The sequence below is a fragment of the Bradyrhizobium sp. PMVTL-01 genome, from assembly GCF_051861855.1.
Taxonomy (GTDB): Bacteria; Pseudomonadota; Alphaproteobacteria; order Rhizobiales; family Xanthobacteraceae; genus Bradyrhizobium.
Genome location: NZ_CP193982.1, coordinates 7,649,935 through 7,670,318, shown reverse-complemented (window position 1 = coordinate 7,670,318; position 20,384 = coordinate 7,649,935). Strand labels below are relative to the sequence as shown.

Sequence of the window (20,384 nt, the reverse complement as noted above, 5' to 3'; positions counted from 1 at the left end):
CCCAAGGCCAACCGCATGGTCTCGCCCGAGCGCCGCAGCGACGATGTCGGCGACACCGCGCTGCGTCCGCAATCGCTGTCCGATTTCGTCGGCCAGCAGCAGGCGCGCAAGAACCTGTCGATCTTCATCGAGGCGGCGCGCAAGCGCGGCGAGGCGCTGGATCACGTGCTGTTCGTCGGTCCCCCCGGCCTCGGCAAGACCACGCTGGCGCAGATCGTGGCGAAAGAGCTCGGCGTCGGCTTTCGTGCCACCTCGGGTCCCGTGATCGCCAAGGCCGGGGATCTCGCGGCGCTCCTCACCAACCTGGAAGAGCGCGATGTGCTCTTCATCGACGAGATCCATCGCCTGAGCCCCGCGGTCGAAGAGGTGCTCTATCCCGCGATGGAGGATTTTCAGCTCGACCTCATCATCGGCGAGGGCCCGGCGGCGCGCTCGGTGAAGATCGAGCTGTCGAAATTCACGCTGGTCGGTGCCACCACGCGCGCCGGTCTTCTTACGAATCCCTTGCGCGACCGCTTCGGCATTCCGGTCCGGCTCAATTTCTACACCATCGAGGAACTCGAGAGCATCGTCAGCCGCGGGGCGCGCGTGCTCAATGTCGGCATGAGCGCGGATGGCGCCAACGAGATCGCGCGCCGCGCCCGCGGCACGCCGCGCATCGCCGGGCGCCTGCTCCGCCGTGTCCGCGACTTTGCCTCGGCGGCGAATGCCGACACGATCGACCGCAAGATCGCCGATCACGCGCTGAGCGCGCTCGAGGTCGACGCCGCGGGCCTCGATGCCATGGACCGCCGCTATCTCTCGACCATCGCGCTCAACTATGGCGGCGGCCCGGTCGGTGTCGAGACCATGGCCGCGGCGCTGTCCGAGCCGCGCGATGCGATCGAGGACATCATCGAGCCCTATCTGATCCAGTGCGGCTATCTCCAGCGCACCCCGCGCGGCCGGCTGCTCACCTCGCACGCCTTCCGCCACCTCGGTCTCGCCGAGCCGAATCGCGATGCGGCACAGTTCGGCCTGTTCGGCACCGACGAAAGTGACGACTGATCTGCTGAAACGTTCGCCGTTCCGGTTTTGATGAATTTCCGGTAATCTCGTGCAGAAGGTCTGCACGAGCGCACCCCAATTCCGCTCCAATCGGGACGCATCAAGAAGCTGCATGACCATTGGGCTTCCATGATCACACGGCGTCATTTCATCCGCTCCATCGGCGGCCTGTCTGCCCTCGGCGTTTCGACCGCTGCCTACGGCTTCGGCATCGAGCCGGTGCTGCGGCTCCGCGTCACCCGGTATCATCCGACCCCGCGACAATGGCCGGCGGATTTTCCGCTGAAGATTGCCGCGATCGCTGACATCCATGCCTGCGATCCCTGGATGTCGCTGGAGCGGATCGAGAGCATCGTCGATCGCACCAATGCGCTCGAGCCCGACCTCATCGTGCTGCTCGGCGATTATGTCGCCGGCCTTCACCACGTCACGCGCATCATCCCTTCGAGCGAATGGGCGAGGGTGCTTTCGGGCCTGAAAGCGCCCCTCGGCGTCCACGCCGTCATGGGCAATCACGACTATTGGGTCGACAGGGCCGTGCAGCAGGCGGGCCATGGGCCGACGGTCGCGCACCGCGCGCTGGAGGCGGCCGGCATTCCCGTCTACGAGAACGACGCCGTGCGCCTTACCAAGGACGGTCGCCCGTTCTGGCTCGCCGGCCTCGGCGATCAGCTCGCCTTCCTGCCGGCGCGGCGCTTCCGCACCACGGGGCGCTTCGGTGCCGACGATCTCACCGCAACACTCGCCAAGGTCAGCGACGACGCGCCAGTGATCCTGCTCGCGCACGAGCCTGGCATCGCGACTCGCGTGCCCGCGCGCGTCGCGCTGCAACTGTCCGGCCACACCCATGGCGGCCAGGTCCGCCTGCTCGGCTGGTCGCCGGCCGTTCCGAAGCAGCAGGGCATCAGGCTGGCGTATGGTCACGTCAGGCTCAAATGCGACGTCATCATCTCCGGCGGCCTCGGCTGTAGCCTCATGCCCGTCCGCGTCGGCGTGCCGCCGGAGATCGTCGAAGTGACGCTGGGGCGGGCGCCGGTTGTGTCCTAATACGCTTGCGCGGACCAAGGTTTTTGCGCAAAACGGGCCGACAGCGACAAGCCAAGAGGCTCGCGACGTGACTGCCCATCTCGACGGCGAGATCCGCGACGGCCGCCATTACATGCAGGTCCGCGTCTACTACGAGGACACGGATTTTTCCGGCATCGTCTATCACGCCAATTATCTGCGCTACATGGAGCGCGGCCGGACCAATCATCTCAGGCTGATGGGCGCCGAGCAGCAGGCGCTGTTCGAGCAGGTGGAGACGGAAGGCGCGGGCTTTGCCTTCGTCGTGCGCTCGATGCATCTCGATTTCCTCAAGCCGGCGCGGATGGACGACGTGCTCGACGTCGTGACCTGGCCGATCGCGGTGAAGGGCGCCTCCATCATGCTGGCGCAGGAGGTGCAGCGGGGCGAGGACGTGCTGGTGAAGGCCGAGGTGCGCGTCGCCTTCATCAGCGGCGGCCGCGCCCAGCCGATCCCGAAGTCGATCCGCACCTTGATGAAGGCCGATCTGATTTCCTGATCGCCCGATAAGTGATCGGCCGATATGAGATGGCCTATCGACTCCGTCAATCGCAGCGATAGATTTGCGGCCCCGACCAAACCGATGAGGCCATCATGTCGCGCCCGCCGTTACCGCCCTTTACCCGAGAGACCGCCGCGCAGAAGGCGCGCATGGCAGAGGACGCCTGGAATTCGCGCGATCCGGTGCGGGTTTCGCTCGCCTATACCGAGGACAGTCGCTGGCGTAACCGCTCCGAGGTGTTCCAGGGCCGCGAGGCCATCGTCGCCTTCCTCACCCGCAAATGGGAGAAGGAGCAGGACTACCGCCTGATCAAGGATCTCTGGGCCTTTGACGGCAACCGCATCGCGGTGCGTTTCCAGTACGAATGGCACGACGCGAACGGCCAGTGGTATCGCTCCTACGGAAACGAGCAGTGGGAGTTCGACGAGCACGGCCTGATGAAGCGCCGCGAGGCCTCGATCAACGACATCATGATTGCGGAGAAGGACCGCCGCTTTCATTGGGCCGCGCCCGGGCCGCGTCCGGCCGATGTGCCGGGCCTGGGAACGGATCCGTTCTGATTATCTAACCGCCCTCACTGCTCTTGGCTCTCGCATTTGGGAAGTCCTCCCAGAACCACATGCAGCCTAGCGCCGTCACGAAACCGGCGGCCATTAACATCCAGCCCTTCCACGCGAGCCCGAAGAACAGGAGATATATCAGAGCCACCGGCCCTACGACGAACAGGGGGCGAGTGCAAACATCTCAAGGGGAGAGAGCTATGAAGTGTGCAACTAACGCGCCGCGCGGTGTGTCAGAAACCTCGTGATCGCCCCGCCGAGCTTTGCACTATCCATCGGCTCTGCCAGCGACACTCTCGCCGTCGCCACGACATCCTCCGGTGCCTTGCCGTCGCGCAGGTCGCAGCAGACTTGCGCGAACTCTACATCGAATTCAGGGTGCGGCTGCACGGTCAGCGTTGCGCCGTTGGCGTAGAGCAGGCCGGCATGCGGAGTGAACTCGGAAGAGAGGATTGTCAGCGCATCGCTTGGCGGCTCGATCACCTGGTCCTGATGTGAGGCGGCGATCGCCACCGCTTCGCCGTCGACGACGCCGTTCTCCGGCAACACCTGGTAGACGTGCCGCCCGATGCCCCAGCCCTTCTCGGATTTGCGCACGGTGCCGCCGAGCGCCTGCGCGATCAGTTGATGGCCGAAGCAAACGCCGACCATCGGTGTCTTGTTCGTGTAGGCCTTGCGGACGAAGTCCTCCAGCGGCTCGATCCAGTCGAGCCCATCATAGACGCCGGCGGCTGCGCCCGTGATCAGCACGGCTTCGAGCTTGCCGGGGTCGGGAAGCGCGTCGCCATTCGGAATGCTGACGACCTCGATCGCCGCCGTCGGATCCTCGCTACGGATCATCCGCTCGAACATGTCCGGAAACGAGCCGTGCCGCTCGCGATATTTTGGCGGGACCTGCCCCGTCTCGATGATGGTGATGCGTGCCATGTGCCCCCGGGTCGAAGGTTGCGCAGCTCAGTCGCTTTCTGCCCCATGTTGCTGGTGTGGCGCTGCACGCTCCAGCAGCGCGCTTTCCTTGCGCACTTCGTTGAGGAAAGCCTTGGCGAGGCGCGACAGCGGCTCGGCCTCCGACCATAGCATATAGGCGACGGCGCTGGTTGTCGGCGCAAACGGCCGCACGACGAGGCCGCTGCCGCCGTTCTGGCGTGGCGAGAACGGGTCGACCACCGCGGCGCCGACGCCGGCGGCAGCGAGCACGCAGGCCGTGTTGCAGTAGCGTACCTCGACGGTCGGCCGGAATGGCGCGCCAGCACGGGCAAAACTGTCGCGCACGGCTTCGCCCAGCCGCGTACCGCGCTCGAGCCCGATGAAGGGCAGGCCGGACAGATCGGCGGCCGAGATCACCTGCTGGTCGGCGAGCTTGTGCTGCGGCGGCAGCACGCAGACCATCTCGCCGGTGTGCACGATCTCATGCGCGATGCCCGGATGATGGGTCAGCCCGAGCGCGAAGCCGAGCTCGGCGACACGGCTGAGCACGCCCTCGATGATGCCCTCATAGCGCCGCACGTCGAAAAAGACGCGCGTCTCCGGGCGGCGGCGCAAAAAGCCCGACAGCGCGGACGGAATGATGCTGTAGGCGAGCGGCGGGGTTGCCACGATCGCAAGATGCCCGGAGCGGTTCTCGCGCAGATCGCGCACGCGGCTCTCGAGCTTGGCATGCAGTGCGAAGATCGCTTCGCTCTCCTTGTAGAGCGCCATCGCTTCCGCGGTCGGAAACAGCCGGTTGTTGACGCGCTCGAAAAGTGCAAAGCCCGCCTGCGCTTCCATCGTCTTCAAGGCATTGCTGATCGCGGGCTGCGACAGCGCCAGTTCGTCCGCCGCCGCCACCGTGGTGCGGTGGCGGATGACGGCACGCAGGATCTCGAGCTGGCGGAGGTTCATATCACTGCCGATTATACTCTGGGCCAAAACATCATAGCAGAACGAATTGATTTTGCAGCCCCGCTCACCCGTAATGGCAGCGGATTTGCGCGTCGCATCAATGGGTTCATTCGCCCATCGAGGCAGCACTGCGCACAGATTGGAGGCAATCTTGGTTCGTGTCCTTCGCGCCGCCGCCGCCCAGATGGGGCCGACGCAAAAAGCAGACTCGCGCGAGCACACGCTGGCGCGGATGCTGGCATTGCTGGAGGAGGCCGCCGGCCGCGGCGCCAGCCTCGTGGTGTTCCCCGAGCTCGCCTTCACCACCTTCTTCCCGCGCTGGCTGCTGGAAGGCGAGGAGCTCGACCAGTATTTCGAGCGCGGCATGCCGAACCCGGCGGTGGCAAAGCTGTTCGACCGCGCACGCGCGCTGCGCGTCGGCTTCTATGTCGGCTATGCCGAGCTGACGCCGGACGGCCGCCGCTACAATTGCGCCGTCCTGGTCGATCGCGACGGCGAGATTCTCGGCCGCTATCGCAAGGTGCATCTGCCCGGCTCGGTCGAGCCGCGCGAGGGCGCGCGCTACCAGCAGCTCGAGAAGCGCTATTTCGAATATGGCGACCTCGGCTTTCCCGCCTTCCGCGCCGGCTCGGCCTGGGCTCACGCCATCATGGGCATGATGATCTGCAACGATCGCCGCTGGCCGGAATCCTGGCGCGTGCTCGGCCTGCAGGGCGTCGAGCTCGTCTGCATCGGCTATAATTCGGCGGCCTACGATCCCAATGGCGGCACGACGGAAGACGGAGCCTTGCGCACCTTCCACTCGACGCTGGTGACACAGGCCAACGCCTACATGAACGCGACCTGGGCGATCTCGGTGGCGAAGGCGGGCGAGGAGGATGGCTCCGGGCTGATCGGCGGCTCCTGCATCGTCGATCCCAATGGGCGCATCGTCGCACAGGCGCAGACGCTCGCGGACGAGGTGATCGTCGCCGACATCGATCTCGATCTCTGCCGCCAGGGCAAGGACAAGATGTTCAACTTCGCCGCCCACCGGCGGCCGGAGCAATACCGGGTGATCACCGAACGCGCCGGCGTGATCGAGCCGGCCGTTCTCGATGCCGACTGACTTTGGCACGGCGCTGGCAAAGGAGCTGACATGGGCAAGGAAGTTGACATGACACGCCTCTCATTTTCTCTCGCTGTTGCCGCGCTGGCCGCGGTGACCTCCGCGCAAGCCGCCGAGCTGCCGGCCGAGATCAAGCAGGCTGGCGCGCTGAAACTCACGGTCAACTCCACCTACGCGCCGATGGAATATCGCGATCCCGCGACCAACGAGCTGGTCGGGCTCGACATCGATCTCGCAAACGAGCTCGCCAAGCGGCTCGGCGGCCTCAAGATCGTCTGGAGCGAGACGCCGTTCGCCGAGCTGATCCCCTCGCTCCAGACCAAGCGCGCCGATTTCATCATCTCCGGTATCTCCGATCGCGCCTCGCGGCGAGAGACCGCCGATTTCGTCGATTACCTCGCGACCGGTCCGCAGTTTTTCGTGATGGCGGACAACGCCGCCAAGGAGGCGACCGATCTCTGCGGCAAGAAGGTCGGCACCACCCGCAGCACCAGCTTTCCGGTCGAGATCGAGAAGTGGAGCAAGCAGAATTGCGAGCCGGCCGGCAAACCGGCGATCCAGTACGTTCCGGGCGAGAACTCGATCGACGTCCGCAACCAGCTCAAGCAGGGCCGCATCGATGCCGCCGTGCAGGGCAGCGAGACGCTGCCTTATGCGCAATCCCAGGAGCCCGGCAAATACCGCATCGTCGGCGAGGCCTTCGCGAGGGGCTATCAGGGCATCATGTTCCGCAAGGACGACGCGGCGTTGCGCGAGGTGGTGACGGAGAAGCTCGCGGCGATGATCGCCGACGGCTCCTACAAGGCCATTCTCGACAAATGGGGCCTTGGCGCCAACGCGGTTGCGCAGCCCATGCTGAACGCGGCGCCGCAATGAAGCCGACGCCGGCTCTCGCGGAGGGATTTCCCGATCTGTCGGGCATGCGGATCGCGCGCGAGCCGCACTGGTTTCGCTGGATCAGCGCGGCCCTGATCGTCCTCGTGCTGGCGGCGATCGTGCGCGCGTTTGCGAACGGCCAGATCGAGTGGTCCTATGTCAGCCGCTTCCTGACCGTGAAGGTCATCCTCGAAGGCATCGTCAACACCATGGTGATGGCAGTGCTGGCAATGATGCTCGGCATCTTTCTCGGTATCGTCGTCGCTATCATGCGGCTGTCGCCCAATCCGGTGCTGAAGTCGGTGGCCGCCGGCTACACCTGGCTGTTCCGCGGCACGCCGCTGATCCTGCAATTGCTGCTGTGGTTCAACCTCGCGCTGGTGTTTCCGACCATCGGCATTCCCGGCCTGTGGAGCGCGCGGGCCGTCGACGTCATGACGCCGTTCCTCGCGGCGCTGCTCGGGCTCGGCATCAACCAGGGCGCCTATACATCGGAAGTGATGCGCGCCGGCATGCTGTCGGTCGACGTCGGACAATATGAGGCGGCGCAGGCAATCGGCATGGGACGGCTGCGCGCGCTGCGCCGGATTGTGCTGCCGCAGGCGATGCGGGTGGTGATCCCGCCGCTCGGCAACGAGTTCATCGGCATGGTGAAGGCGACATCGCTTGCGAGCGTGATCCAGTATCCGGAGCTGCTGCACAACGCAGAGAACATCTATTACGCCAACTCCCGCGTCATCGAGCTCCTGATCGTCGCCGGGCTCTGGTATCTGCTCGTGGTCTCGATCCTGACCCCGCTGCAGATGCTGCTGGAGCGCCGCTTTGCGCGCGGCACATTGCGGCTCGCGCGATGACAAAACCCCTCGTCGCGATCCGCTCTGTCAGCAAGAATTTTGGAGAGTTCCAGGCTCTGAAGAATGTCTCGCTCGACGTCTGGCCCGGCGAGGTGATGTGCCTGATCGGCGCCTCCGGCTCCGGCAAGACCACGCTGCTCCGCTGCATCAACCAGCTCGCGACGATCGATGCCGGCGGCATCTGGCTCGACGGCGAGCTGCTGGGCGTGCGTGAGCACGGTGGGAAGCTTCACCGCCTCTCCGAGCGCGAGATCGGGCGGCAGCGGCTGAAGACCGGCATGGTGTTCCAGCGCTTCAACCTGTTTCCGCACAAGACTGCGCTCGAGAACATCACCGAAGGCCCGACCCAGGTGCAAGGCCGCAAGCCAGAAGAGGTGCGCACTGAGGCGCTCGAGCTGCTCCGTCGCGTCGGGCTGGCGGCCAAGGCGGACTCATACCCGGCGCAGCTTTCCGGCGGGCAGCAGCAGCGCGTCGCGATTGCGCGGGCGCTCGCCCTGAAGCCGATGCTGATGCTGTTCGACGAGCCGACCAGCGCGCTCGATCCCGAGCTGGTCGGCGAGGTGCTCGCGGTCATGAAGGAGCTGGCGAAGAGCGGCATGACCATGATGGTGGTGACGCACGAGCTCGGCTTCGCGCGCGAGGTCGCCGACCGCGTCGTCTACATGGACCAGGGCGCGATCATCGAGCAGGGCCGCGCCTCGGACGTGTTGGGTGCGCCGCGCGAGGAGCGCACCAAGGCATTTCTTTCGGCTGTGATCTGACATTGGGGGTGTGGTGATGAAGAGGATTTTGGTTGCGGCGGCGTTCCTCGGCGCCATGAGCGCATCGGTGACGGCGATCGAGCTGCCGCCTGATATTGCCAAGCGGGGCAGCCTCAAGGTGGCGCTGGTGCCGAACTATCCGCCGATGGAGTTCCGCGATCCCGCCACCAACGCGCTGTCCGGATTCGACATCGATCTCGGCGAGGCGATCGGCCGCAAGCTCGGCGTCAAGATCGAATGGACCGAGACCAGCTTTGCCGAATTCATGCCGTCGATTTCGACGGGGCGGGTGGATGCCATCCTGTCCGGCTTCACCGACTATGCGAACCGGCACGAGATCGCGTCGTTCGTCGATTATCTGCGCAGCGGTCCAAAATTCTTCGTGCAGCAGTCCCGCGCGTCCGAGTTCAAGGACATGGCTGCGCTGTGCGGCAAGAAGGTCGGCGCCAGCCGCCGGACCATGTTTCCGGCCGAGATCGACAAGTGGAGCCAGAAGAACTGCGGCGGCAATCCGGTCCAGATCGTCGGCACCGACGGATCGGCCGATGCGCGCACGCAGCTCAGGCAGGGGCGTATCGATGCCGCCGTGCAGGGTAACGAGACGCTGCCCTATCTGATGGATCTCGAGCCGGGCACCTATGCGCCGGTCGGCGTCCCCTTCGCGTCGCAGTTCACGGGCATTGCGCTGCCGGTCAAGGAAAAGGCACTTCAGCAGGCCATCCTCGAAGCCGTCGATGCGCTGATCGCCGACGGCACCTACAAGACCCTGCTGGCGAAGTGGAAACTCAACGACAACGGATTAGAGAAGGCGACCATCAATGCTGGACAGTAAGGCACTCAAGAGCATCCCGCTGGTCCCGGCCAACACCGCGGATCCCGCGCCGGAATATCCCTGGCCGAAGCCGTACAAGTCGGCGATGTTCCTGTCGTTCGACGTGGACGCCGAAAGCGCCTGGACCAGCAAGGACGCAGGTCATGCGCAGCGGCTCATCACCATGAGCTATGGCGGCTATGAGGCGCGTGTCGGCACGCCGAAGCTCTTGGAGCTGCTCGACCAGCTCGATCTCAAGGCGACCTTCTTCGTCACGGGCTGGTCGGTTGACGCACATCCCGCGATGGCCGAATCGATTCTGAAGGCCGGCCACGAGATTGGCCATCACGGCTATCACCATCTCTTGCCCGATCCCGGCGATCCCTGGATCGAGGAGGAGCTGGAGCGCGGCTTCGAGGCGCTGAAGCGCCGGCTCGGTGTCAAGCCGACCGGCTATCGCGCGCCTTACGGCGAGTTCACCGAGGAGCTGCGCGTTGCGCTGGTGCGCCACGGCATTGTCTACACGTCCTCGTTCCGCGACGACGTCAGGCCCTATCGCCATCGCCTCGCCGACGGCAAGCCCGGCACGATCGAGCTGCCGGTGACTGCGAGCTATGACGACTGGATGCACGGCCTCTCTGCCCGCTTCAGCCCGCGCTCGATCTTCCCCAAGGAGCATGTGCTCTCGATGTGGAAAGACGAGCTGGACGAGGTCCGCGACTGGGGTGCGATGGTGACGACGGTGCTGCATCCGCAATGCAGCGGCCGTCCGATGCGGCTGCGCCTGCTGCGTGAGTTCCTCACCTACGCCAAGTCGTGCCCCGATGTCTGGATCACGACGGGCGAGAAGATCGCGGAAAACTTCGTGCGCCACGAAGCGTCCAACCGCTGAGCCAAGCCATGACCCATCGCCGCATCCTCGTCATCAACCCCAACTCGTCGGCGTCGGTGACGGCGGCGATCGACGACGCGGTCGCGCCACTGCGTATCGCCGGCGGGCCTGACATCGAGGTGGTCGGCCTTGCCGAGGGCCCGCCGGGCATCAACTCGCAGCGCGACGCCGACAGCGTCGTCATGCCGCTGGTGAACCGCGTGTCGCGCGACGATGCAGATGCATTCGTGCTCGCCTGCTTCAGCGATCCCGGCCTGCATGCGGTACGCGAGGCGGCCGCTGGCCGTCCTGTCATGGGCATCGCCGAATGCGCCATCTTCCGCGCGCTGATGCTGGGCGAGCGCTTTGGCGTCATTGCACTGTCGCCGTCGAGCATCCGCCGCCAGCAGCGCATGGCGCGCGTGATGGGTGTCGACAGCCGCTATGCCGGAAGCTGGTCGGTCGGCGCGAGTGCGGCCGAGACGGCAGGTGCCGACATCCGCGGCCGCCTGATCGACGCCGGCCGCGCACTCGTCACGCAATGCCGCGCCGATGTCGTGGTCATGGGCTGCGCCGGCATGGCCTCGCACCGCGCGGCCATCGCGCAGGCGATCGGCGTGCCCGTGGTCGAGCCGGCGCAGCAGGCGGTCGCGGCTGCCATCGGTGCGGTCTTGTTGAACACGTAAGTACCAATGGTGCATTCTGGTGGTTTGATATCGCTCGGGCGGCCTACTCGCTGCACCTCTCCCGCTTGCGGGAGAGGTCGGCGCGTAGCGCCGGGTGAGGGCTTTCTCCTCTTGGGGACTGTCCCGCTGCGGAAAAACCCTCTCCCCAACCCTCCCCCGCAGACGGGGGAGGGAGCAGACCGTCAACGCCGCTGCATATCACCGCACTAGGAGCCTCTTGTCATGCTCATCTCCCGCCGTTCGCTCCTCAAGGCCGCCGCAGCCGTGCCGGCGCTGTCGCTGCCGGGCATCGTCCGCGCTGAATCGCAATCCACGCTGCGCTTCATCCCCGTCATCGACCTCGCCTTCATCGATCCCATCTACTCGACCGCGCAGGTCTCGCGAAACCACGGCTTTATGGTCTACGACACGCTCTACGGCATGAGTTCGTCGCTCCAGGTCTCGCCGCAGATGCTGTCGGGTCACGCCATCTCCGGTGACCAGCTCCAGTGGGACCTCACCTTGCGCGACGGCTTGTTCTGGCACGATGGCGAGCGCGTGCTCGCGCGCGACTGCGTCGCCAGCATCCGCCGCTGGGCGGCGCGCGACGGCTTTGGCGGTGAACTACTCGGAGCGACTGCGGAGCTTTCGGCCGCCGGCGACCGCACCATCCGCTTCCGTCTCAAGCGACCGTTCCCGCTGCTGCCGCAGGCGCTCGGCAAGGCCGCGATCAACGCCTGCTTCATGATGCCGGAGCGGCTGGCGAGCCAGGACCCGTTCAAGCCGCTCACCGAGGTCATCGGCAGCGGCCCGTTCCGCTATCTTGCCGACGAGCGCGTGCAGGGCGCGCGCAACGCCTACGCCAGGTTCGAGCGCTACCAGCCGCGCACGGACGGCAAGCCGGATTGGACCGCCGGGCCGAAGATTGTCCATTACGATCGCGTGGTCTGGACCACCACGCCCGATGCAGGCACCGGCGTCGCCGCGCTCCAGACCGGCGAGCAAGACTGGCAGGAGACCACGCCGCACGATCTGTTGCCGGTGATCAAGGCCGCAGGCGACATCGAGACGCGCATCCTCGACCCCGGAGGCTATGCCTGCATGCTGCGCCTCAACCATCTGCAGCCGCCGTTCGACAATCCCGCCATCCGCCGCGCGCTGCTCGGCGCGATCGACCAGTCCGCGTTCATGACCGCGGTTGCCGGCACCGACCCGGCCTTCCAGGTCTCGCCGATCGGCTATTTCGCACCTGGCACGCCGATGGCGAGCGACGTCGGCCTCGACGTATTCCGCGGCCCGCGCAACTACGACAAGGTCAACGCGGATCTGAAGGCCGCCGGCTACAACGGCGAGAAGATCGTGCTGCTCGTCCCCACCAACTCGCTGGCGCAGAAGCCGCTCGGCCAGATCGCGGTCGATAGCTTGCGCAAGGCCGGCATGAATGTCGAATATGCCGGGCTCGATTTCGCTGTGGTGTTGCAGCGCCAGCTCAAAAAAGACCCGATCGGACAGGGCGGTTGGAGCGCAGCCGTCGGCAACTGGCAGGGCATCGACTGGCTGAACCCGGCCGGCAACACCAACATCCGCGGCGAAGGCAAGGTCGCCGGCTGGTATGCGAGCACGAAGATGGGCGAGTTGCGCAGCCAGTGGCTGGCAGCCTCGGAGCTCGCCGAGCAGCAGCGCATCTGCCGCGAGATCCAGGCGGTGGCGTTCGAGGAGATCCCCTATATTCCGATCGGCCTGTACAAGCAGCCGACTGCCTATCGCAAAGCCATCACCGGGATTCTCGACGGCACCGCCGTGTTCTGGAACGTACGCCCCGCATGAGCACCACAGCAATCTTCGGCAGCTATGTGCTGTCACGGAAAGACGGCGCGCAGGACGTGCTGCGCGACCATTGGGTTCTGGTCGAAGGCAAGAGGATCGCCGCGGTCACGCGCGACAAGCCGAGTGCCGATCAGGTCTACGACCGTCCCGGCCGCTTGGTGCTGCCGGGCCTGCTCAACCTGCACAATCACTGCTTCTCAGAAGCGGTGGCGCGCAGCCACACCGAGGACGGCAACGGCCGCAAGAACAACCAGAGCATCGTCTACACGGTGCTGCTGCCGCTCACCAAGCGTGGCGCCGATATCCTGTCGGCGGAGGAGCGCCTCGCAGTGGCGCGGCTCGGCATCCTCCAGCTCCTCAAGGGCGGCGCCACCACGGTGATGGAGCCGTTCCGCAACTCGATCCCGGAAATGTTCGACGCCGCCGAGGAGATGGGCATACGCTTTTACGGCGCGCCCTATCTGTTCTCGACGTCGGACGCCAAGGCCGGCCAGGATGGCGTGGTACGCTATTCCGGCGACGACGGCGCCGCCGACATGGCGACGTGGGACGCGCTCTATCACCGCTGGAACAATCGCGGCGACGGTCGCATCTCGCTTGCGATGAGCCCGCACGCCACCGACACCTGCGGTCCTGATCTTCTGAAGGCGTGCGCGACGCGGGCGCGCGAGCTCGGTGTCCCCATCACGACCCACATGGCGCAGAGCCGCGCCGAGGTCGAGACCATCGGCAAGCGCTATGGTGGCCGCACTCCGGCGCAATATCTGGACTGGCTCGGCCTGCTCGCGCCCGATCTGATGGCGGCGCATTGCATGTTCAGCAGTGACGACGATCTCGAGTTGATGGCTGCGCGCGGCATGACCGTGCTAAACTGCCCGCGCGTGTTCGCGCGTGCCGGCATCACCGCCGCCTTCAGCCGCTTCGCCGAGCACGGCGTGCGAACCGTGGTGGGCACCGACGGCTACAACATGGACCTGCTCGGCGAGCTCAATGCGGCGTCGCTGATCTCCAAGATCACCGCGGCGCGCCCCGACGTCGCCAACTCGCCGGAACTGATCGAGGCGAACACGGCGATCGCCGCCGATGTCATCAAGCGCCCCGATCTCGGCCGGATCGAGCCGGGCGCGACCGCCGATCTCACCGTCGTCGATCTCACCCATCCGCATCTCCAGCCGCTGTTCGATCCGCGCCGCGCGCTGATCGCGCTCGCCAACCGCGCCAATATCGATCAGGTCATCGTCGATGGCCGTGTGCTGGTTAACGACGGACGCTATCTCGGCGCCGATGAAGCGGCGATCACGGCGGCCGGCACCGCCGCGATCGGCAAGATCTGGGATTTGCCGGAAGCGCAGGCGGCGTTCAACGGGTGAAGGGCTGCCGGTGCCACGAAGACGGTGCGCTCCCTCTCCCGCTTGCGGGAGAGGTTGCCGCGAGCTTGTAGCTGCACTGTTCAAACCCAAGTCCTAATCCTCAAACTCCAGCAGCGCCTTGCGCATGGTCTCGACCAGGTCGAGCGCCACCGGCGAGGGGCTGCGCTGCGCGGGAAAGACGGCGGAGAATTCGAAATCGATGCGCGGCAGGAAGGGCCGCACGACGACGCCGCGCGTTGCAAATTCCTGCGCGGTGAAGGGATCGCAGATCGAGACCCCGAGTCCCGACGAGACCATGCCGCACATGATCTCCGACAGCGTGGTCTCGACCCTGAGCACGCGGCGGACATCGTGGCGGTGGAAGACCTGATCGACGAGATGCCGGCTCGACGATCCCGCCGACAGCGAGATGAACGTCTCGCCCTCGAAATCGCGCGGTTCCAGCACTTCCTTCTCCGCAAGGTGATGACCGGTCGGCAGCACGGCCACGCGCGCCAGAGCCGGCAGCCGCTGGCTTGGCAAGCCGGAATGCGCGATCGGCACCTCGGCAAAGCCGATGTCGCATTGGTTGTTCAATACCCAATCGACCACGATCGGCGAGATCACGCCGAAGAAGGCGAGGTTGAGATTCGGTCGCTCCATCAGGAAATGTCCGGCAAGGCGGGGCAGGTATCCGTTCGCCAGCGCCGGCAGCGCTGCGATGCGCAACGAGCCGGTGCGGCGTCCCCGGATTTCCTCGGCCGCCGCGGTGATGCGCTCGAGGCCGACGAAGGAGCGCTCCACTTCGGTGTAGAGCGCCATCGCTGCGGCGGTCGGCACAAGGCCGGTGCCGCGCCGCTCGAACAACTCCATTTTCAGCAGCGCCTGGAGGTCGCGCAGCAGCCGGCTCACCGCCGGCTGTGTCACCACCATCAGCTTCGCCGCCTCGGTGACGCTGCCGGTCAGCATCGTCGCCCGGAAGGCCTCCACCTGCCGCGAATTGATCCGCGCCATCCCCAATTCCAATCATAACATTTTGGCATGCAAAGGGTGCCATTATTCATTGGACGATGGAAGTATAGGTTGCGATCTTTTTCATCAGGACTGGGGTCGGCCCGCTTTTTCGGCAGATTGGAGGGGTTCCAACCTCCAGATCGCGCCAAAACCGCCGAATGGGGGCCGGATCCCCGTCGGAAACGGATTGGCGCGGAAGGAAATGCGGAAAGACGCTCCAGCCAGCGAGACTCGTCGGCACGTCACCTCATTCCGGTATTGGAGATCGGTCCATATGAAGACTCTTCGCCTCCTGACAGCGGTCAGCATCGCGGCGCTGGTTGCGGCCCCCTCGGTCGCCTCGGCCCAGCAGAAAACGCTCTATGTCGCCGGCTATGGCGGCTCGTTCGAGAAGACCATCCGCGACGAGGTGATCCCGGCCTTCGAGAAGGCGAACGGTGTCAAGGTCGAATACGTCGCCGGCAATTCCACCGATACGCTGGCGAAACTCCAGGCGCAGAAGGGCAACCAGCAGATCGACGTCGCCATCGTCGACGACGGCCCGATGTACCAGGCGATCCAGCTCGGCTTCTGCGGCAAGCTCGACGGCCTGCCCGCCGATCTCTACGACACCGCGCGCTTCAAGGACGATCGCGCGGTCGCGATCGGCATCGTTGCGACCGGCCTGATGTACAACACCAAGGTGTTCGCCGAGAAAGGCTGGGCGCCGCCGACCTCGTGGAACGATCTGAAGGACACGAAATACGCGAAACAGCTCGTGATCCCGCCGATCAACAACACCTACGGTCTCGAAGCGCTGGTGATGCTGTCGAAGATGAACGGCGGCGGCGAGAGCAATGTCGATTCCGGTTTCAAGATCTTCAAGGAAGAGATCAATCCGAACGTGCTCGCCTATGAGCCGTCGCCCGGCAAGATGACCGAGCTGTTCCAGTCGGGCCAGGCCGTGATCGCGGTGTGGGGCACCGGCCGGGTGCAGAGCTTTGCCAATACCGGCTTCCCCGTCGACTTCGTCTACCCGAAGGAAGGCGCGGCGACGCTGCTGACCACCGCATGCCCGATCACCAAGCCGAATGCCTCGCCGCTCGCCGCGAGCTTCGTCAAGATGCTGCTCGATCCAAAAATCCAGCTCGTGATGCTGAAGGACTATGGCTACGGCCCGGTGCTGAAATCGCTGGTGATCCCGCCCGAGCTCGGCAAGATGGCGCCGATCGGCGAGCGCGCGGCGAAGCTCTACAATCCGGATTGGACCGTGATCAACGAGAAGCGCGAGGAGTGGACCAAGCGCTGGAATCGCGAGGTCGAGCGCTGATCGTCCGCAGCGGAGACAGCGTCATGGTCTATCTCGAGCTCGATCGGGTCGCCAAGCAGTTCGGCGCGCAGACTGTGGTCGACGACTTCAGCCTGTCGGTGAGGAAGGGGGAGTTCATCTCCTTCCTCGGCCCGTCCGGCTGCGGCAAGACCACGACGTTGCAGATGATCGCGGGCTTCCTCGATCCCACGCGCGGCGCGATTCGCCTCGAGGGCAAGGACCTGACCGCGATCCATCCGGCCAAGCGTGGCCTCGGCATCGTGTTCCAGAGCTACGCGCTGTTTCCGCATATGACCGCGGCCGAGAACGTTGCGTTCGGCCTCGAGATGCGTGCCGTGCCGCGCACTGAAAGGGCCGAGCGCGTCCGTGCCGCGCTCGCGATGGTGGGGCTCGCCGGTTATGAGGACCGCCATCCGCGCCGCATGTCCGGCGGCCAGCAGCAGCGCGTGGCGCTGGCGCGGGCGCTGGTGATCAAGCCGAGCGTGCTGCTGCTCGACGAGCCGCTGTCCAATCTCGACGCCAAGCTGCGCGAGGAGATGCAGATCGAGCTGCGCCAGATCCAGCGCACCGTCGGCACCACCACGATCCTGGTCACCCACGACCAGAACGAGGCGATGTCGCTGTCAGACCGCATCGTGGTGATGAGCCAGGGCAAGATCGAGCAGATCGGCACGCCGCAGGAAACCTATGAGAAGCCGGCCTCCGCCTTCGTCTCGCAGTTCTTGGGCAAGACGAACGACTTTGCCGGAACGATCGACCGGACCGTCTCGCTGGCGCAGTTGGTGGCGGGCTCCTGGCGCGCGCCGGCGCCGGCCGGGCTCGGCGGTCCCGTCACCGTCAGCGTTCGCCCCGAGAGAATCGGCTTCGGCGATACAGGGCTCAGCGCAAAAATCATCACGCGCATCTTCCAGGGCAATCACTGGCTGTTCCAGTGCGACAGCGAATGCGGCCCGGCGATCGTGATCCGGCAGAATGACGGCAAGGCGCAGCCGGTCGAAGGCGATGCGGTTCGCCTCACCTGGCGTCCGGAGGACATGAGCGTGCGCGCGAGGGCCGGCGCATGAGCATGGCCGCCGAGGAGCGCAGCGCACGTGCGCCATGGGCGATGACCGCGCCCGCCTTGATGCTGTTCGTCGGCGTGTTGCTGATCCCGCTGGCGATGACGGTGATGCTGTCGTTCCACGATTGGGGCCAGTACAAGGGCATCGAGACGGTCTTCATCCTGAAGAACTGGCACGAGATCGCGACGGACCCCTATTACGCCGAGATGTTCTGGCGGACGTTTCGGATCGCGGTCCTGACGACGCTGCTCACCGCATTGTTAGGTGCGCCCGAAGCCTACATCCTCAACCGCATGAGCGGCCGCTGGAAGAGCTTCTTCCTGCTGGTGATCCTCGGGCCGCTGCTGATCTCCGTCGTCGCGCGCACGCTCGGCTGGGCGCTGCTGTTCGGCGGCAACAACGGCCTCGTCAACAAGCTGCTTATGTCGCTCGGCGCGATCCGCTCCCCCATTCCCTTCATGTTCACCGAAACCGGCATGGTGGTCGCGCTCGCGCATGTGATGATGCCGTTCATGGTGCTGTCGGTGTGGGCGGCGTTGCAGCGGCTCGATCCGCAGATCGAGAACGCCGCGATGTCGCTCGGCGCCGGACCTTTCACCATCATACGCCGCATCATCATGCCGCAGATCATGCCCGGCGTGCTGTCGGGCGCGATCATCGTGTTCTCGCTGTCGGCCAGCGCCTTCGCGACGCCCGCGATCATCGGTGGCCGCCGGCTCAAGGTCGCGGCGACACTGGCCTATGACGAGTTCCTCAACACGCTGAACTGGCCGCTGGGCGCAGCAGTCGCGACGCTGCTGCTGGTCGCGCTGGTGCTGATCGTCATCGGCAGCAACGCGCTGATCGAGCGCCGCTATGCGGAGGTGTTCCGATGAGCCGGAACGGTCCGCTCGCGCTGATCTTCCACACTGTCTTCGTCATCGTCATGGTGGCGCCGATCCTGGTGGTCTGCCTCGTCGCCTTTACGCCCGAAGGCTTTCTGTCGCTGCCGACCAACGGCTTTTCGCTGCGCTGGTTCAGGACAATCCTGAACTACCCCGAATTCATCCACGCCTTCTGGGTCAGCCTCGGCCTCGGGGCGCTCTCTTCGTTCGTGTCGCTGCTGTTCGCCGTGCCTGCGGCGCTGGCGATCGCGCGCTATCGCTTTCGCGGCCGCGATGCGCTGGCGGCGTTGTTCCTGTCGCCGCTGATGATCCCGCATGTCGTGCTCGGCATCGCCTTCCTGCGCTTCTTCACCTCGGCCGGTCTCGGCGGCAGCTTTGCGGCGCTCATCATCGCGCATGTCATCATCGTGTTTCCGTTCGCGCTGCGGCTGACGCTGGCAGCCGCAACCGGCATGGACCGCACCGTGGAGATGGCAGCGGTCTCGCTCGGCGCCGGCGGCTGGACGCTGTTCCGCCGCGTGACCCTGCCGCTGATCCTGCCCGGGGTCGTCAGCGGCTGGGCGCTCGCCTTCATCCAGTCTTTCGACGATCTCACCATGACCGTCTTCCTCGCGGCACCCGGCACCGAGACGCTGCCGGTGCGCATGTTCCTTTATATCCAGGACAACATCGATCCGCTGGTGACGTCGGTCTCGGCCTGCGTGATCGCTGTTACCATGTCCGCCCTCATTCTGCTCGACCGCTTCTACGGGCTCGACCGTGTGCTGGCCGGCAAGGGCGATACGGGACGATAGGAGAACCTATGCGAACGGATTACGACGTCGCCGTGGTCGGCGGCGGTCTGCTCGGCTCCGCCATTGCCTGGGGCCTCGGCCGGCTCGGCAGACGCGTCGCCGTGCTCGACGAAGGCGACATCACGAAGCGCGCCTCGCGTGCGAATTTTGCGCTGGTGTGGGTGCAGAGCAAGGGGCTCGGCATGCCCGCCTATACGGTCTGGACCGTGCAGGCCTCGCAGGCATGGGGCCGGCTCGCCTCCGAGCTGAAGCAGCAGACCGGTCTTGACGTTGCCTTGCAGCAGAACGGCGGCTTTCATCTCACCCTCGGCGAGGACGAATTCGGTCAGCGTGCCGAACTGGTCAAGCGCATGCACAACCAGGCCGGTGCGGCGGACTACAAGATGGAGATGCTGCGGCCCTCCGAGGTGAAGAAGGCGCTGCCGCTGATCGGGCCCGAGGTCTCCGGCGGCAGCTATTGCCCGCTCGACGGCCACGTCAATTCGCTGCGCACGTTCCGCGCTTTTCACACCGGCTTCAAGGCGTTCGGCATCGACTATTTTCCGGAGCGTCCGGTCTCGGCGCTAAGCAAGAGCGGCGGCGAATTCCGTCTGACCACGCCCAACGGCGAGCTGCGTGCCGAAAAGATCGTGCTCGCCGCGGGCAATGCCAACCAGGCGCTGGCGCCGATGGTCGGTCTCTACGCGCCGATGGGGCCGACCCGCGGCCAGGTGGTGGTGACCGAGCGCACCATGCCGTTTCTGCCGCATCCGCTGACCACGATCCGCCAGACCGACGAGGGCACGGTGATGATCGGCGACAGCAAGGAGGACGAGCTGGATGATCGCACGCTGAAGCCTTCGATCAGCGGCGTGATGGCCGATCGCGCGCAGCGCATGTTTCCGCATCTGGCGCGGCTCAACGTGGTCAGGAGCTGGTCCGGCATCCGCGTCATGCCGCAGGACGGCTTTCCGATCTACGACCAGTCGGAGACGCATCCCGGCGCCTTCGTGGCCTGCTGCCATTCCGGCGTCACGCTCGCCTCCAACCACGCCTTCGAGATCGCCCGCATGGTGGCGCAGGGCGCGCTCGAGCCCGAGCTGGTCGGCGCGTTCTCGGCCAGCCGCTTTGCTGGCGCAGGCGCTGCCAACAGCAGCGGCTACTAG

21 protein-coding genes are annotated in these 20,384 nt (G+C 65.6%); 18 read left to right on the top strand and 3 right to left on the bottom strand.

Annotation, left to right across the window (positions count from 1 at the left end):
- Nucleotides 1-15: 15 nt before the first annotated feature.
- From ruvB to ACRQ5Q_RS36950, 4 genes are all read left to right on the top strand, one after another.
- On the top strand, nt 16-1,047 hold the full coding sequence (gene ruvB / locus ACRQ5Q_RS36965) for a Holliday junction branch migration DNA helicase RuvB (protein WP_207233021.1): 1,032 nt from the start codon (nt 16-18) through the stop codon (nt 1,045-1,047).
- A 129-nt stretch (nt 1,048-1,176) separates the two neighbouring features.
- Complete coding sequence (locus tag ACRQ5Q_RS36960) at nt 1,177-2,094, top strand: metallophosphoesterase (RefSeq protein ID WP_439370501.1); 918 nt, start codon at nt 1,177-1,179, stop codon at nt 2,092-2,094.
- 67 nt (nt 2,095-2,161) lie between these two features.
- Nucleotides 2,162-2,611 carry a tol-pal system-associated acyl-CoA thioesterase gene (gene ybgC, locus ACRQ5Q_RS36955; RefSeq protein ID WP_439394782.1) on the top strand — a complete coding sequence of 150 codons (450 nt, stop codon included), beginning with the start codon at nt 2,162-2,164 and terminating at the stop codon, nt 2,609-2,611.
- Between the two features lie 95 nt (nt 2,612-2,706).
- Nucleotides 2,707-3,174 carry a DUF1348 family protein gene (locus ACRQ5Q_RS36950; protein WP_439370499.1) on the top strand — a complete coding sequence of 156 codons (468 nt, stop codon included), beginning with the start codon at nt 2,707-2,709 and terminating at the stop codon, nt 3,172-3,174.
- Nucleotides 3,175-3,387: 213 nt separating this feature from the next.
- Here ACRQ5Q_RS36950 and ACRQ5Q_RS36945 read toward each other — a convergent pair whose 3' ends face one another.
- Nucleotides 3,388-4,101, bottom strand: coding sequence for a type 1 glutamine amidotransferase (locus ACRQ5Q_RS36945; protein ID WP_439394780.1), 714 nt, complete (start codon nt 4,099-4,101; stop codon nt 3,388-3,390).
- Nucleotides 4,102-4,128: 27 nt separating this feature from the next.
- On the bottom strand, nt 4,129-5,055 hold the full coding sequence (locus ACRQ5Q_RS36940; protein WP_439375696.1) for a LysR family transcriptional regulator: 927 nt from the start codon (nt 5,053-5,055) through the stop codon (nt 4,129-4,131).
- A 184-nt stretch (nt 5,056-5,239) separates the two neighbouring features.
- Here ACRQ5Q_RS36940 and ACRQ5Q_RS36935 point away from each other — a divergent pair, with 184 nt between their 5' ends.
- The 9 genes from ACRQ5Q_RS36935 to ACRQ5Q_RS36895 all read left to right on the top strand — a co-directional run bounded on the left by ACRQ5Q_RS36935 (nt 5,240) and on the right by ACRQ5Q_RS36895 (nt 14,198).
- Nucleotides 5,240-6,163, top strand: coding sequence for an N-carbamoyl-D-amino-acid hydrolase (locus ACRQ5Q_RS36935; protein ID WP_439375695.1), 924 nt, complete (start codon nt 5,240-5,242; stop codon nt 6,161-6,163).
- Between the two features lie 48 nt (nt 6,164-6,211).
- Nucleotides 6,212-7,039 (top strand): ABC transporter substrate-binding protein, encoded by an 828-nt coding sequence (locus ACRQ5Q_RS36930; protein ID WP_439394778.1) that lies wholly within the window; start codon nt 6,212-6,214, stop codon nt 7,037-7,039.
- Nucleotides 7,036-7,893 carry an amino acid ABC transporter permease gene (locus ACRQ5Q_RS36925; protein ID WP_439370495.1) on the top strand — a complete coding sequence of 286 codons (858 nt, stop codon included), beginning with the start codon at nt 7,036-7,038 and terminating at the stop codon, nt 7,891-7,893. Before ACRQ5Q_RS36930 ends, ACRQ5Q_RS36925 begins: the two co-directional genes overlap by 4 nt.
- A complete protein-coding gene (locus ACRQ5Q_RS36920) occupies nt 7,890-8,654 on the top strand; it encodes an amino acid ABC transporter ATP-binding protein (RefSeq protein WP_439370494.1) in 765 nt (254 codons plus the stop codon). The genes ACRQ5Q_RS36925 and ACRQ5Q_RS36920 overlap by 4 nt, the downstream gene beginning before the upstream one ends.
- A 16-nt stretch (nt 8,655-8,670) precedes the next feature.
- Nucleotides 8,671-9,486: an ABC transporter substrate-binding protein gene (locus ACRQ5Q_RS36915; RefSeq protein ID WP_439370493.1), complete on the top strand. Its 816-nt coding sequence runs from the start codon at nt 8,671-8,673 to the stop codon at nt 9,484-9,486.
- Nucleotides 9,473-10,357, top strand: a complete 885-nt coding sequence (locus ACRQ5Q_RS36910; RefSeq protein ID WP_439394776.1) for a polysaccharide deacetylase family protein — start codon at nt 9,473-9,475, stop codon at nt 10,355-10,357. Before ACRQ5Q_RS36915 ends, ACRQ5Q_RS36910 begins: the two co-directional genes overlap by 14 nt.
- 8 nt (nt 10,358-10,365) lie before the next feature.
- Nucleotides 10,366-11,022 (top strand): aspartate/glutamate racemase family protein, encoded by a 657-nt coding sequence (locus ACRQ5Q_RS36905; protein ID WP_439370491.1) that lies wholly within the window; start codon nt 10,366-10,368, stop codon nt 11,020-11,022.
- 222 nt (nt 11,023-11,244) lie between these two features.
- Entirely contained in the window at nt 11,245-12,828 is a 1,584-nt protein-coding gene (locus ACRQ5Q_RS36900) for an ABC transporter substrate-binding protein (RefSeq protein ID WP_439394774.1), read from the top strand.
- Nucleotides 12,825-14,198 carry an amidohydrolase family protein gene (locus ACRQ5Q_RS36895; protein WP_439370489.1) on the top strand — a complete coding sequence of 458 codons (1,374 nt, stop codon included), beginning with the start codon at nt 12,825-12,827 and terminating at the stop codon, nt 14,196-14,198. The genes ACRQ5Q_RS36900 and ACRQ5Q_RS36895 overlap by 4 nt, the downstream gene beginning before the upstream one ends.
- Nucleotides 14,199-14,291: 93 nt before the next feature.
- Here ACRQ5Q_RS36895 and ACRQ5Q_RS36890 read toward each other — a convergent pair whose 3' ends face one another.
- A complete protein-coding gene (locus ACRQ5Q_RS36890) occupies nt 14,292-15,191 on the bottom strand; it encodes a LysR substrate-binding domain-containing protein (protein ID WP_439370488.1) in 900 nt (299 codons plus the stop codon).
- A gap of 274 nt (nt 15,192-15,465) precedes the next feature.
- On the opposite strand from ACRQ5Q_RS36890, the gene ACRQ5Q_RS36885 reads away from it, so the two are divergent.
- Genes ACRQ5Q_RS36885 through ACRQ5Q_RS36865 form a run of 5 tightly spaced genes read left to right on the top strand, consistent with a single transcriptional unit; the run spans nt 15,466 to nt 20,384 of the window.
- The gene (locus tag ACRQ5Q_RS36885; RefSeq protein WP_439394773.1) at nt 15,466-16,500 is read left to right on the top strand and encodes an ABC transporter substrate-binding protein; all 1,035 of its coding nucleotides are present in this window, start codon (nt 15,466-15,468) and stop codon (nt 16,498-16,500) included.
- A 23-nt stretch (nt 16,501-16,523) separates the two neighbouring features.
- Nucleotides 16,524-17,564 carry an ABC transporter ATP-binding protein gene (locus ACRQ5Q_RS36880; protein WP_439394771.1) on the top strand — a complete coding sequence of 347 codons (1,041 nt, stop codon included), beginning with the start codon at nt 16,524-16,526 and terminating at the stop codon, nt 17,562-17,564.
- Nucleotides 17,561-18,436 (top strand): ABC transporter permease, encoded by an 876-nt coding sequence (locus tag ACRQ5Q_RS36875; RefSeq protein ID WP_439394769.1) that lies wholly within the window; start codon nt 17,561-17,563, stop codon nt 18,434-18,436. The genes ACRQ5Q_RS36880 and ACRQ5Q_RS36875 overlap by 4 nt, the downstream gene beginning before the upstream one ends.
- A complete protein-coding gene (locus tag ACRQ5Q_RS36870) occupies nt 18,433-19,239 on the top strand; it encodes an ABC transporter permease (protein WP_439394767.1) in 807 nt (268 codons plus the stop codon). The genes ACRQ5Q_RS36875 and ACRQ5Q_RS36870 overlap by 4 nt, the downstream gene beginning before the upstream one ends.
- Nucleotides 19,240-19,247: 8 nt before the next feature.
- The gene (locus tag ACRQ5Q_RS36865) at nt 19,248-20,384 is read left to right on the top strand and encodes an NAD(P)/FAD-dependent oxidoreductase (protein ID WP_439394765.1); all 1,137 of its coding nucleotides are present in this window, start codon (nt 19,248-19,250) and stop codon (nt 20,382-20,384) included.

Excerpts from the sequence above, each read along its gene's own strand:
- ruvB (WP_207233021.1), top strand. The coding sequence starts at position 16 with ATGGTCTCGCCCGAGCGCCGCAGCGACGATGTCGGCGACACCGCGCTG.
- ACRQ5Q_RS36960 (WP_439370501.1), top strand. The coding sequence starts at position 1,177 with ATGATCACACGGCGTCATTTCATCCGCTCCATCGGCGGCCTGTCTGCC.
- ACRQ5Q_RS36950 (WP_439370499.1), top strand. The coding sequence starts at position 2,707 with ATGTCGCGCCCGCCGTTACCGCCCTTTACCCGAGAGACCGCCGCGCAG.
- ACRQ5Q_RS36945 (WP_439394780.1), bottom strand. The coding sequence starts at position 4,101 with ATGGCACGCATCACCATCATCGAGACGGGGCAGGTCCCGCCAAAATAT.
- ACRQ5Q_RS36940 (WP_439375696.1), bottom strand. The coding sequence starts at position 5,055 with ATGAACCTCCGCCAGCTCGAGATCCTGCGTGCCGTCATCCGCCACCGC.
- ACRQ5Q_RS36935 (WP_439375695.1), top strand. The coding sequence starts at position 5,240 with ATGGGGCCGACGCAAAAAGCAGACTCGCGCGAGCACACGCTGGCGCGG.
- ACRQ5Q_RS36930 (WP_439394778.1), top strand. The coding sequence starts at position 6,212 with ATGACACGCCTCTCATTTTCTCTCGCTGTTGCCGCGCTGGCCGCGGTG.
- ACRQ5Q_RS36925 (WP_439370495.1), top strand. The coding sequence starts at position 7,036 with ATGAAGCCGACGCCGGCTCTCGCGGAGGGATTTCCCGATCTGTCGGGC.
- ACRQ5Q_RS36920 (WP_439370494.1), top strand. The coding sequence starts at position 7,890 with ATGACAAAACCCCTCGTCGCGATCCGCTCTGTCAGCAAGAATTTTGGA.
- ACRQ5Q_RS36915 (WP_439370493.1), top strand. The coding sequence starts at position 8,671 with ATGAAGAGGATTTTGGTTGCGGCGGCGTTCCTCGGCGCCATGAGCGCA.
- ACRQ5Q_RS36910 (WP_439394776.1), top strand. The coding sequence starts at position 9,473 with ATGCTGGACAGTAAGGCACTCAAGAGCATCCCGCTGGTCCCGGCCAAC.
- ACRQ5Q_RS36905 (WP_439370491.1), top strand. The coding sequence starts at position 10,366 with ATGACCCATCGCCGCATCCTCGTCATCAACCCCAACTCGTCGGCGTCG.
- ACRQ5Q_RS36900 (WP_439394774.1), top strand. The coding sequence starts at position 11,245 with ATGCTCATCTCCCGCCGTTCGCTCCTCAAGGCCGCCGCAGCCGTGCCG.
- ACRQ5Q_RS36895 (WP_439370489.1), top strand. The coding sequence starts at position 12,825 with ATGAGCACCACAGCAATCTTCGGCAGCTATGTGCTGTCACGGAAAGAC.
- ACRQ5Q_RS36890 (WP_439370488.1), bottom strand. The coding sequence starts at position 15,191 with ATGGCGCGGATCAATTCGCGGCAGGTGGAGGCCTTCCGGGCGACGATG.
- ACRQ5Q_RS36885 (WP_439394773.1), top strand. The coding sequence starts at position 15,466 with ATGAAGACTCTTCGCCTCCTGACAGCGGTCAGCATCGCGGCGCTGGTT.
- ACRQ5Q_RS36880 (WP_439394771.1), top strand. The coding sequence starts at position 16,524 with ATGGTCTATCTCGAGCTCGATCGGGTCGCCAAGCAGTTCGGCGCGCAG.
- ACRQ5Q_RS36875 (WP_439394769.1), top strand. The coding sequence starts at position 17,561 with ATGAGCATGGCCGCCGAGGAGCGCAGCGCACGTGCGCCATGGGCGATG.
- ACRQ5Q_RS36870 (WP_439394767.1), top strand. The coding sequence starts at position 18,433 with ATGAGCCGGAACGGTCCGCTCGCGCTGATCTTCCACACTGTCTTCGTC.
- ACRQ5Q_RS36865 (WP_439394765.1), top strand. The coding sequence starts at position 19,248 with ATGCGAACGGATTACGACGTCGCCGTGGTCGGCGGCGGTCTGCTCGGC.